8 protein-coding genes are annotated in these 12,149 nt (G+C 50.9%); 5 read left to right on the top strand and 3 right to left on the bottom strand.

The window, feature by feature from the left end; genetic code table 11:
- Nucleotides 1-3: 3 nt before the first annotated feature.
- From ligA to clpB, 5 genes are all read left to right on the top strand, one after another.
- On the top strand, nt 4-1,998 hold the full coding sequence (gene ligA / locus KNO72_RS11990) for an NAD-dependent DNA ligase LigA (RefSeq protein ID WP_214758265.1): 1,995 nt from the start codon (nt 4-6) through the stop codon (nt 1,996-1,998).
- An 820-nt stretch (nt 1,999-2,818) separates the two neighbouring features.
- The gene (locus KNO72_RS11985; RefSeq protein ID WP_214689254.1) at nt 2,819-4,297 is read left to right on the top strand and encodes an LPXTG cell wall anchor domain-containing protein; all 1,479 of its coding nucleotides are present in this window, start codon (nt 2,819-2,821) and stop codon (nt 4,295-4,297) included.
- A 130-nt stretch (nt 4,298-4,427) separates the two neighbouring features.
- Nucleotides 4,428-5,600 (top strand): CamS family sex pheromone protein, encoded by a 1,173-nt coding sequence (locus tag KNO72_RS11980; protein WP_214758263.1) that lies wholly within the window; start codon nt 4,428-4,430, stop codon nt 5,598-5,600.
- 140 nt (nt 5,601-5,740) lie between these two features.
- Complete coding sequence (locus KNO72_RS11975; protein ID WP_214758261.1) at nt 5,741-6,610, top strand: DnaJ C-terminal domain-containing protein; 870 nt, start codon at nt 5,741-5,743, stop codon at nt 6,608-6,610.
- Between the two features lie 19 nt (nt 6,611-6,629).
- Entirely contained in the window at nt 6,630-9,221 is a 2,592-nt protein-coding gene (clpB, locus tag KNO72_RS11970; RefSeq protein ID WP_214758259.1) for an ATP-dependent chaperone ClpB, read from the top strand.
- A 28-nt stretch (nt 9,222-9,249) separates the two neighbouring features.
- Here the strand turns inward: clpB and KNO72_RS11965 are convergent, their stop codons facing one another.
- From KNO72_RS11965 to hemG, 3 genes are all read right to left on the bottom strand, one after another.
- On the bottom strand, nt 9,250-9,552 hold the full coding sequence (locus KNO72_RS11965) for a hypothetical protein (RefSeq protein WP_214758257.1): 303 nt from the start codon (nt 9,550-9,552) through the stop codon (nt 9,250-9,252).
- A 63-nt stretch (nt 9,553-9,615) separates the two neighbouring features.
- Nucleotides 9,616-10,698, bottom strand: a complete 1,083-nt coding sequence (locus tag KNO72_RS11960) for a TIGR04053 family radical SAM/SPASM domain-containing protein (protein WP_214758255.1) — start codon at nt 10,696-10,698, stop codon at nt 9,616-9,618.
- Nucleotides 10,695-12,074 (bottom strand): protoporphyrinogen oxidase, encoded by a 1,380-nt coding sequence (hemG, locus tag KNO72_RS11955; protein ID WP_214758281.1) that lies wholly within the window; start codon nt 12,072-12,074, stop codon nt 10,695-10,697. Before hemG ends, KNO72_RS11960 begins: the two co-directional genes overlap by 4 nt.
- Between the last annotated feature and the right edge of the window lie 75 nt (nt 12,075-12,149).

Here is a 12,149-nt window from a genome sequence, read left to right as displayed (position 1 = left end):
AATATGGAGATGGCAGAACGCGTAGAAGAGCTACGTCAAACGTTAAATCAATATGGTTACGAGTATTACGTACTCGACCGTCCGAGCGTGCCGGATTCGGAGTATGACCGATTGATGAACGAATTGATTCAAATCGAGACTGATTATCCTGAACTTCGAACACCGGATTCTCCGACGCAACGCGTCGGAGGGGCTCCGCTCGACGCATTCGTCAAAGTGACACATGACACGCCGATGCTCTCGCTCGGCAACGTCTTCTCGAAAGAAGAACTCGTCGAGTGGGTGGAGCGAATTGAGAAAGATCTCGGCTACACGCCGACATTCGTGGCAGAACTCAAATTTGATGGTCTCGCTGTCTCGTTAAAATATGAGAATGGCCGCCTCGTTCGTGGCGCGACGCGTGGGGACGGGACGACGGGGGAGGACATCACGCAAAACTTGAAGACGATTCGTTCCATCCCTCTTCGATTAAATGAGGACGTGACGTTTGAAGTGCGAGGTGAGGCGTACATGCCGAAACGTTCGTTTGAACAATTGAATGATGAACGAGAACGTAACGGCGAGCCACTTTTCGCAAATCCGAGAAACGCTGCTGCCGGTTCACTTCGACAACTCGACTCAAAAATTGCGGCGTCAAGAAATTTGGCGTTCTTCGCATACGGTTTGGTGTCGCAAGACGATCTCGTCGCGTCACATGACGAATCACTCGATTATTTGAAACGACTCGGTGTCGCAGTGAGCGGAGATTATACAACATGCCAGACGGCGGATGAACTGTGGGATTACATTGAGACATACGTGACAAAACGGAGTGACCTCCCATATGAAATTGATGGGATTGTCATCAAAGTGGCCGGTTATGAAGAACAAGAACAACTTGGTTTCACCGCTAAAAGTCCGCGCTGGGCCGTCGCGTACAAGTTCCCGGCAGAAGAAGTCGTGACGACGATCGAGGACGTCGATTTTAGTGTCGGTCGTACGGGGAAGGTCACACCACGGGCACGATTTGCCCCGGTTTCTGTGGCAGGTTCGACCGTGACGTATGCGACGCTTCACAATGAAGATTTTATAAAGGAAAAAGATCTTCATATCGGTGACCGAGTCGTCATCAAAAAAGCAGGAGATGTCATTCCGGCCGTCGTATCGGCACTGGCGAGTGAACGGAGCGGGGAAGAGCGGGTGATTGAATTCCCGACGCATTGTCCGGCGTGTGGGTCGGAGTTGATTCGACTCGAAGGAGAGGCGGATCATCGTTGCGTCAATCCGGAATGTCCGGCTCAACTGCTTGAAGGACTCATCCATTTCGTGTCGAGACAAGCGATGAACATCGACGGGCTCGGCGAGAAAGTCATCACGCAGCTTCACGAAGCAGGGCTCGTTCACAATGTGGCCGACCTGTATCGCTTGGACCGAGATGATTTACTTGGACTCGAGCGCATGGGCGAGACGTCAGTGACGAACTTGCTCTCGGCAATCGAACAGTCGAAGCAAAATTCATTGGAACGGGTGCTCTTCGCCTTCGGGATTCGACTCGTCGGACAAAAGGCCGCTTCTTTAATTGCAGAACGGTTCGAGACGATGGAGGCAATCATCGCGGCGACAGTCGAAGAATTGACAGCCATCGATGGTATCGGGACTAAAATGGCAGAATCGATCGTTCTCTATTTCGAAAAACCGGAAGCACGTGAACTCGTCAAAGAACTTTCAGAATCGGGAGTCAATCTTTCCTTCAAAGGAACGAAACGACCAACGACGGAAGGAGCACCGCTCTCTGGGAAGACAGTCGTATTGACGGGGAAGTTGCATGAGATGACACGTGGCGAGGCTGGGAAACAGCTTGAACTTCTCGGAGCGAGTGTAACGGGAAGTGTAAGTAAGAACACAGACTTGCTCGTCGCCGGTGAAAAAGCAGGTTCGAAGCTGGCGAAAGCGGAATCTCTCGGAATTGAAGTATGGGATGAGGCAAAACTGCTCGACTTTTTACATGAACAAGCATAAGACGTTCGCTTCGGCGAACGTTCAGCTTGTTGACAAATAACATGTTCGAACTCGTCCTTCCGGCGCCCACGCTTTCCTCAGGCAATCCCGGAGCCGCATCGCGACCTAGGTCGCTGCTGGGTCTCCGTCGGATTGCTTTCCTGAAGGAGTCGGGGCGCCGTCGGGCGAGCAACGCAAACGGTCGTCATCTGGCGGCCGTTTGTCTTTTTCTAAGGTCACGACAGCCGAAGAAAAAGCTCGGTATTTACTTTGAATCGATGTTTTAGGGGAAAGGGAAGGTAAACGCCGAGATCATCCTCCTCGGGCCGCTGTTCAACATCCGTTCCGTTCGTCAGACCGTGAAGGATGGATGGTGTCGACTTGTTGATCATTAGATCCGCCCTCTGTGTGTTCTTCTCACACCATTATATGGGACGAAGGACAAAAGGTGACCAAGAACGGGCAGGCGAGACTTCTGAGGGAATAGCAAGCAAAGGGAGACCCAGCAGTGACGCAGTCGCGATGCGGCTCCCTGCTTGCCCCTAGGAAAGCGAGCCGTGTCCGGATTGTGCATAAGACCTATACTTTGTCTACAGTCTGGACGTTCGCTTCGGCGAACGTTTTTTATTTTTCGGAAATAAATGGGATTGAGCAGGTTCGCACAAGCGTGTGAGGGGTATAGATTAACTAAATCAAAATGCTAATATATTTTTGCGAGAGAACCCTTTGACATCATGACGTTCACACACACATTCCTCTCATTCCTCTACGTGGTGAACGTCGTCATCGGAACGATTGCGATTCGAGCGCTTGTTTTCACCTTAGAGGAGGGACCAACATCATGACACACAACATCCAGCGCTTCGTTGCCGTATTTACCATCCTCATGTTCCTTTCAACCTTATTTGGGGTGCCTACCGCCAAAGCGGACACGACCACGTTCCGGTATATTCAAGTGAATTTGACAGATGAGGAAAGCGAAACATTATATGAATCAAGTCTCGTCTATGAAGGAATCACGTATTACGGGAGCCGTGAATCAGCTGACGTTTGGCGATTTATGATTGATGCGGAAGCAGTAGACGACTCGTTGATTGACCTCATCACGCTCTACAATGCGGAAGGTGTACCGTATACGTTTTCTCCAAACACCATCACGGAAGCCTATCCTGTCGAAGAGGAAGAACCGCCTGTTGTCACAGAACCAGATCTATCAGAAGAAGTGACGCCACCGGTTGAACCAGAACCAATCGTCGAAGAGCCGACGACTGAACCGACGTTACCGAAGCTCGCCGTTGAAGCAATCAATATCGCCGCAGTCGACCGAGCCGTTGTCGGAGGCGAAATATCGTATACGTTCATTGTAGAAAACACAGGAGACACGCCGATGACGGTGACAGAATTCTCTCACGAGTATGTGAGCGGAGACATCGATCATCAATCAATCGAATCGTTCAATCAACACGTATTTGATCGTTTGCATGAATTAATAGGAGAAGACGGTCTCTTGCCGGGGGAACGGGTGGAAGTGACAGAAGTCTTATCGATTCCGACCGGATATTCGTTCGACGCACATCCTGAAATCGGCAGTGTCTTTCAAGTGACCGGGCTGGATGAATTCAACCGGGTCGTCACATCAGAAAGTCAACAGATAATCCTTTTACAAACACCAGACTTCACCGTGAATGCGACGGTTGAGAAGGCGACCGTTCAACCGGGAGAGCCCGTTCGCTATACGTATACGGTCACCAATCCTTCGAAAGTCACCTTGTTTTTAGCGGACGCGATGCTCACATGGCCAAGCGGTGCCTTGACAGAAGAAGAACGAAACCAGGCAAATCAACGATTCACGGAGCAAGTCGAAGCAATTCCTACCTTCAGAGACGGACTCGGTCCGGAAGAAGAAGTGACGTTCTCGTTTGAGCTTCCGCTCCTCCCATCTTATGATGTGAGAGCCGGGGCTGAATTGATTCAACGTGCCACATTCATCTTCGAGGTGGATGAAGGGATCAGGGTTACTCGCTCCGTTGACGTACCGGTGGCGGTGAAGCAACCTGTTCCGGTAAAAGAAGAGCCAAAACAAGACGCTAACAAGCAGAAGACAGAGGTGAAAGCCACACCACCTGTCGTGAAAGTCATCGTCAAAGAGAGTGGAGCGAAACGAGTCGAGCACATCGATGAAGCCGATCCCTACGCACAAGGCGTACTTCCGATGACAGGCGAAGCGGATGATCTGTGGCACGTCATGCTCGGTACACTTCTCTTCGCGTCAGGACTCCTACTGTTGATTCGTCGCAACCACCCGTCAACGAAACCATAAATCGAAATCCCTTCTCGTTCATCCGAGAAGGGATTTGTTCTGATTCCGCTTCGATACTTTTTTCGTGGAACGATTTTGTTATAATGGACAAAGTGAAATAGGAAACGATGTTCAAAGGAGCTAGACATAGATGAAATGGAAACAACTCGTCATCCCGACAATCGCCTCGGCGCTATTGTTGAGTGGATGTTCAATGAAAATACCGATGGGTGAAGAAGAAGCGACACCAACTGGGGACGAAACAGCGGCCGAAGGCGTCACACAAGCGATTGAAGCCCGTGACTCATACTATCAGATGGTCATTCCGTTCAAACCGGCGGCAGCGAGAGGACTCGCCCAACGTCAAGTCAGTTCATCGTTAGAACTCGAAGAAGTCGAACTCGGTCTCATGCGTCACTCAACGGACGCGTTCGACCCGGAAAAGTTCGCTTATCAAGAGGGACAGCTGTTGAACGCGGAGGATGTATCTCGTCTGCTCGCACGGAAAGATAAAAGTAATGAAGGGTTGACCCCCTTGAACCCGGCTTATGCGGATGGCAAGGCAGAAGTCGAAGACGACAAGTTCGTCGATGCGAACAAGAAATCACCGCTTTATTTAGCTTCGATTGTCGAACAAAATTACATGACGAAAGAGGACAGCGGGTACCAGGTTGGGGGCGTATCGTTTGCACTTATTTTGAACCGTGAATATGTCTTCCAAGCACCGAACTATGGTCCGACATATACCGTCAAACTCGATCAAAAGAAAGTAATCGCAGAAGGGGAACGTATGGCGAACGAACTCGTCTCCCAATTACGAAAGCGTGAAGACTTCAAGGACCTCGATATCAATGTCGCGCTCTATATGAAATCGACACAAGGTTCACCGACACCGGGGAACTATATCAAGTCGGCCTTCGTTGGGACGGCGGATCAAGTCAAATCGGGCGACTGGAAAGCGATCGATGAGAAGTACTACTATTTCCCGTCGACATCGGCGACGTCTGACGTACGCGAGGACGCTCAGAAATTTACGCTCTTCAGCGATCGGATTGCCGACCTTTTCCCGGACTATAGCGGGATGATTGGGAAGGGCTTTTATCAGAACGGAGATCTATCGAGAATGGAGATTGATATCCCGATTCAGTTTTACAGTCGCGCTGAGCTCGTCGGCTTCACACAACACGTGGTCGGCTTGCTCGAAAACCGTTGGGAATATAGCTGGAACGTTCCGGTTCGTATCAACGTGACGTCACTTGGCGGAGACCCTGAAGTGACGATTGTGTTTGAGGACGGCATGGATAGCCCGAAAGTCTACTTCTAATCGAGAAGAGGTTCGTTTTTTGAAACGAATCTCTTCTTTTTTTCGTATGAAAAGTGAAAGGATTATCTTTGACCTTATTTGACCAATTGAGTAGAATAGAGTTAACAGAAACGGGAAAGGGATAGGTGAGGTGAATCCATATGGCTAAAAACTATTACGACGAGCTCGGTGTCTCCAAGGAAGCGACCGAGCAAGAGATTAAACGTGCATACCGGAAACTGGCGAAACAATACCATCCGGACGTCAATAAAGACCCTGGCGCACAAGAACGATTCAAGTCGGTCCAGGAAGCGTTTGACGTATTGAGCGACCCAGAGAAAAAGGCGAACTATGATCGATACGGTAGCCCGGATGGACCGTCGTTCGGACAAGGGTTCGGTGGCGGTGGAGAGACTTACGGGGAAGGCTCGTCACAATTCGAAGATCTATTCCGACAATTCGGAGGCGGATCGCGTACGACCTCTCGGACTTTCGGATTTGAAGATATGTTCGGAAGCTTCTTTGACCAAGCAGTCGAGGAAGACTTGGATGAGACTGTTCGTGTCAACATCCCGCTCAGTCAATTGATGAAAGAGTCGAAAGTGAGTCTACGTCTTCAAACGGGTACCGTGAACGTCAAAATTCCACAAGGTGCCTACGAAGGTCAGAAGTTGCGGTTGAAAGGAAAAGGTAGCCGCGTCGGACAATCGGGAAACCGAGGAGATGTATATGTCGAACTTCACTTTGCGGATGACGATACGTATCGTCGTGAAGGAGAGCATATCGTGACCGTGAAACGATTGCGTCCGCTCGACTTTTTAGACGGGGCGAGCGTCATCGTTGCCACGCTCGACGGGGGACGCGTGAAGCTGAAAGTGAAACCGGGAAGCCGTCCGGGACAACGGATGCGGATCCCTGGTCGCGGTGTCATGACCGCCTCGAAGGTGCGGTCGGACTTATTCGTCCAACTCGAGGTCGACCTGCCTCTTGATGAGACGTACCGTTCTGTTTATGAGCAAATCGAACGTTAATGAATAAGGAGGAATCGTGATGGACTTTAATCGTTTTACAGATAAAGCACATGAATGCATTGTCAGTTCACAGGCGTTAGCGAAACAATATCATCATAGTGAAATCAATGAGTGGCACGTCTTGGCGTCCATGATTTCGCAGACGGACGGGATCGCGCCGTTGCTGTTTCAAAAAATGGAAATCAACGTGTCTGAGATTGAAGGCGAAGTCGCACTTTCTTTAAGAAATGCACCAAAACTTCAAAATCCGACGACACCGATGATTTCGGCTTCTTTGCTGAACGTTCTAACGACGGCGGAGCGAGAAGCGACAGGGATGAACGATGAATACGTATCGGTCGAACATATTTTACTCGGCATCTTGTTGAACAGTAGTCAAGCACAGGCGATGCTCGAGCGAAAAGGGATCACAGAAGACCGTCTCCGTGAGGCGCTCGTCGCCGTACGAGGCAATCGTCGGATCACTTCGAAGTCGCCTGAAGCGACGTATGACGTCTTGACGAAATACGGACGAGACCTCATTCAAGAAGTGAAGACCGGGAAAATCGATCCGGTCATCGGACGGGATAGCGAGATTCGTCGTGTCATCCGGATTTTGAGTCGGAAAACGAAAAACAACCCAGTCCTCATCGGGGAACCGGGTGTCGGGAAGACGGCGATTGTCGAAGGGCTCGCCCAGCGTATCGTTCGTGGAGATGTGCCGGAAAGTTTGAAAGACAAAACCATCTTCAGTCTCGATATGAGTTCCCTCGTTGCCGGTGCGAAATATCGTGGGGAGTTCGAGGAACGTCTACAGGCAGTCTTGTCCGAAGTGAAAGAAGCGGAAGGCACCATCATCCTCTTCATCGATGAACTGCACACGATTGTCGGTGCAGGGAAGTCGGAGGGATCGATGGATGCCGGGAACATGTTGAAACCGATGCTCGCCCGAGGCGAACTGCATTGTATCGGTGCGACGACACTTGACGAGTATCGTCAATATATCGAGAAGGACCCGGCCCTCGAGCGGCGTTTCCAACAAGTACTTGTCGCTGAACCGGATGTCGAGGATACGGTTTCCATCTTGCGCGGTTTGAAAGAACGCTTCGAGATTCACCACGGGGTACGCATCCATGACAATGCGCTCGTCGCAGCGGCTGTATTATCCAATCGCTATATCACCGACCGTTTCATGCCGGACAAGGCGATCGATCTCGTCGATGAGTCGTGTGCAATGATTCGGACGGAGATGGAGTCGATGCCGGCTGAACTCGATGAATTGGTCCGTCGGGTCATGCAGCTTGAAATCGAAGAGGCGGCTCTTAAAAAAGAGAGCGATGCCGCTTCCATGAAGCGACTTGAGGCGCTTCAGCAGGAATTGGCGTCACTTCGTGAACAGTCTGACTCGTTACGTCTCCGCTGGGAGAATGAGAAGGAGTCGACGCACCGCGTACAACAAATCCGCGGAGACCTCGAGAAAGTACGTCTCGAGTTACAAGAGGCAGAGAGTCGTTACGATTTGAACCGGGCCTCGGAACTGAAATACGGACGAATCCCGGAGCTTGAGCGAGAACTCGAAGAAGCGGAACAGTTGGCGAGTTCGGTGACACGCGAACTCGTGCGGGAAGAGGTGACGGAAGAAGAAATCGCCGAGGTCGTCTCAAAATGGACGGGCATACCGGTGACGAAACTGACAGAAGGAGAGCGGGATAAGCTCCTCAATCTAGAAACGGTCTTGCATAAACGCGTGTTCGGACAAGATGATGCGATTCGTCTCGTCAGCGATGCGGTCATTCGGGCGCGTGCTGGCATCAAAGATCCGAATCGTCCGATCGGCTCATTCCTCTTCCTCGGACCGACGGGGGTCGGGAAGACAGAACTCGGGAAGGCGCTCGCAGAAGCGATGTTTGACTCAGAAGACCATATCGTTCGCCTCGATATGAGTGAATATATGGAGAAACATGCCGTGTCGCGTCTCGTCGGAGCGCCTCCTGGCTATATCGGATATGAGGAAGGCGGCCAGTTGACCGAAGCGGTTCGCCGTAACCCGTACTCGGTCCTCTTACTCGATGAGGTCGAGAAGGCACATCCGGACGTCTTCAACATCTTGCTACAATTGCTCGATGATGGTCGATTGACTGATTCGCACGGGCGCATCGTCGATTTTAAAAATACAATCGTCATCATGACGTCGAACATTGGGGCGGACATCTTGCTCGAGGCAGCGAGAGATGGTGTGATTGATGAAGATGAGGAGCGTCAAGTGCTCGATAAACTCCGTCGCCATTTCCGTCCTGAGTTCTTGAACCGGGTCGATGAAACGATTTTGTTCCATCCACTCACGAAAGATCAAATCGGTCAAATCGTCGAGAAAGCGGTCGGACGGATGAGCGAACGGCTCACGACACGCTCGATTCATATCGAGATCACTGACGCAGCGAAAACGTTCGTTGCCGACGAAGCGTATGAACCTCAATTCGGTGCGAGACCGATCAACCGGTACGTGCAACGGACGATTGAAACGAAACTTGCCCGTAGCATCCTCGCTGGAGAAGTCGAGGATGGTCAAACGGTCATCATCGATGTCGAGAACGGGGCGTTAACGTTAAGCCCATCGACGGCCAATGCATAAAAGAGGAATCCACAACCGGATTCCTCTTTTATGTATGCCGATGTTTTCTTCTCAAAATCAAATAACTGATGCCTATAAAAATGAGATAGAGCACCGTTCCGAAAAATAAGTTGAGTACCCATGGGATGGTTCCCATAAATATGGCGCGGGTCGCTTCTTGAAACCAGAGCAGTAACCAGAAGAATAAGCCAAGACTTGTTGCGAGTAGCGTGTAAAATCCCATCATGCCTTGTTTCGTCAATCGCTTGATTCCGAACCCGAGTAAAGTCGTAACGATAAAAATTGTACCCAATCCAATATAGAACAATCCGTCAATCGGTAATGACTGCACCTACGTGGCTCCCTTCTCATCATATAATTCAATCTTACACGGAGAGGGAATAAATGGGAATCTTTATTGTGAAACGAGGGGACGTTCCGGCTGATAGATGCAGTACGGTTCCGCCTCCTTATAATCGCCAGTGACCGCATAGGCTCTAGCCCGCGAACCACCACATAGATACCGATACTCACAATACCCACACTTGCCATGATGAGTGTCGGGATCACGCAGCGCCTTGAACGTCGGATGGTGACGATAAATATCAGCGAGAGGTGTCGTTCGGACGTTTCCGCAGGTGATCGGTAAAAATCCGGACGGCTGGACATCCCCTGTATGTGAGATAAAGACGAATCCGTTGCCGTCATTCGTTCCGCGAGGTGCCTTCGCCAAATCGTCATGGGGATGTCCGATTGGAGGAAGCCCTGCTGTCCGGCGGCGCTGATTTTCTTGGCGGGCGACCCTCCGATAAAATTGGGCTTCCGTCGTCGAGATGATGAAGGGTGCCGTCTCTTGTAGGGAGAACGCCCATTTCAATACTTCCTCATGTCGCTCAGGTGTAATGGGTTGTAACAGGGATCCACGTCCAGTCGGCACGAGGAAAAAGAGCGTCCAGACGGATACGCCGAGGGATTCTACGAGTTTCGCCATTTCCGGTAATCGATTGACGTTGTATTCGGTCACCGTCGTATTGATTTGAAATGACATTCCCTCCTCTCGGAAATATGAGATTCCTCGAATGGTACGGTCGAAACTGCCACGTGTGCCGCGGAAATAGTCATGCGTCACGGCGTCCGGTCCGTCAATGGAGAAGGCCCAACGTGACAAACCAGCCGCTTTCGCTCGTTTCACGGCATCGTGAGTCACTCGAGGTGTGGCGGAAGGTGTCATCGAGACGCGCATCCCGAGGGAAGAGGCGTATGCGGTCAATTCAAATAAATCTTCACGCATGAGAGGATCACCGCCCGTAAAGACGAGAATCGGGTTATCCATCGCATGAATCTCGCGAATCAATGCCTTTCCCTCTTCCGTATCGAGCTCGTTTTCGTAACGGTGAAATTGTGCCTCTGCCCGGCAGTGGACGCAGGAGAGCGCACAGGCCCGTGTGACTTCCCAAATGACGATGAACGGATTTTCGTTATAGTCGATGTGTTTCATACCGTCACCGCCTGTCGAAGATGTAAGTGATCGACTGCCCGTTTGGCAGAATCGACGCAGTCAGGTAATCCGACTCCATGAAGTATGGCACCACACGCCTCGACGCCGTCCCACTTCAGAAGTGCTTCTTCGAACGCGCAGACGTCCTGTTTATGACCGACTTCATATTGTGGCATCGTTTGAATGTGTCGTTCGACTTTCGTGAAGAGGGGAGTCCCGACTTTTTGAATGCGTCGAAGTTCGCTTAAAGCGAAGTTTGCGATTTGATCATCCTCTTCATGGAGCAGGGACGGGACATGTTCTGAACCGATATACATGCGGAGCAATGCTTTTCCTTTAGGAGCTAGGTGTGGCCATTTTTTATGCATCCAGCTACAAGCGGTCAAGGCGTTTCCTTCCGATTTGGCGATGACGTAGCCGGTTCCATCTAACGCATCCACATCTGACTCGTCGAAGGCGGCGAGTACGGTCATCGAAGAGGTACGTTTTAACGATGACAAGCGTTCGGCTTCTGGGAATCCGAGCAAAGGTCCGAGTGCTTGAGGGGAAGTCGCAAGAATGATACCGTCAAACTGTTCGACCGTCCCATCGGCAAATGTGACTTCATGAGGTCGAACGGATTGAACAAGCGTCTTTAACATGAGTCGATCGATTGACGGACGGAGCGCCTCGACGAGTGCTCCGAGTCCTTGCTCAATCGACAGGAACTTACCAGTCTCGGACGGCTTTACACCAGCTTGGACGGGAGGAGTGAGTGCTTTCATTCCGAGAATCAGACTGCGAGTTTTTTGTTCAATCGTGATAAACTGAGGGAAAGTAGACTCGATGCTCATGTCTTCGAGTGTCCCGTTGTAAATCCCGGACAGAAGCGGTTCGATCATCGTATCGACGACTTCTGAGCCGAGTCTCGTCCGAAAGAAACGGTCGAGCGAGATATCCTCTCCTGCATACACGCGTGGAATCACGAGATCGAATCCGGCGCGAAGTTTTCCTCTCCAAGTAAAGAGATCCGTTTTGACCATCGGCCAAAACTTGGTCGGGATGCCCATGACCGATCCGGCCGGCATCTGTCTCAGTTGCTTCCGTACGTAAATGTAAGAAGTCCCGGTTCTGGAGCGGACGAGTTGATCTGCGAGACCGAGATCCGTAATAAGTGATGTCAAGGTCGGCTTCCGTGCCATATAACCGTCGGGTCCAGTCTCTAACGTAAACCCATCCCGATAAATGGTCTTGATTTTTCCACCGAGATGGTCCTGCGCCTCGATCAATGTGACATGAGCTCCGGCTTCTTTGGCATAATAGGCTGCGGCAAGTCCGGTGATGCCACCTCCGATAATCGCGATTCGATTCAATTGATTCACCCATTTCTCTGAAATTGTTGTCGTCTTAACGGTACCGGGAATGTTGACGGAGATATAGGATAAGTGTCACGGAGTTCTAGACAAATTTGT

It is taken from the genome of Exiguobacterium sp. s123 (genome assembly GCF_018617075.1).
Taxonomy (GTDB): domain Bacteria; phylum Bacillota; class Bacilli; order Exiguobacteriales; family Exiguobacteriaceae; genus Exiguobacterium; species Exiguobacterium profundum.
The sequence above is the reverse complement of the archived record's forward strand: the minus strand, read 5'-3'. Positions and strand labels throughout refer to the sequence as shown.

Excerpts from the sequence above, each read along its gene's own strand:
- ligA (WP_214758265.1), top strand. The coding sequence starts at position 4 with ATGGAGATGGCAGAACGCGTAGAAGAGCTACGTCAAACGTTAAATCAA.
- KNO72_RS11985 (WP_214689254.1), top strand. The coding sequence starts at position 2,819 with ATGACACACAACATCCAGCGCTTCGTTGCCGTATTTACCATCCTCATG.
- KNO72_RS11980 (WP_214758263.1), top strand. The coding sequence starts at position 4,428 with ATGAAATGGAAACAACTCGTCATCCCGACAATCGCCTCGGCGCTATTG.
- KNO72_RS11975 (WP_214758261.1), top strand. The coding sequence starts at position 5,741 with ATGGCTAAAAACTATTACGACGAGCTCGGTGTCTCCAAGGAAGCGACC.
- clpB (WP_214758259.1), top strand. The coding sequence starts at position 6,630 with ATGGACTTTAATCGTTTTACAGATAAAGCACATGAATGCATTGTCAGT.
- KNO72_RS11960 (WP_214758255.1), bottom strand. The coding sequence starts at position 10,698 with ATGAAACACATCGACTATAACGAAAATCCGTTCATCGTCATTTGGGAA.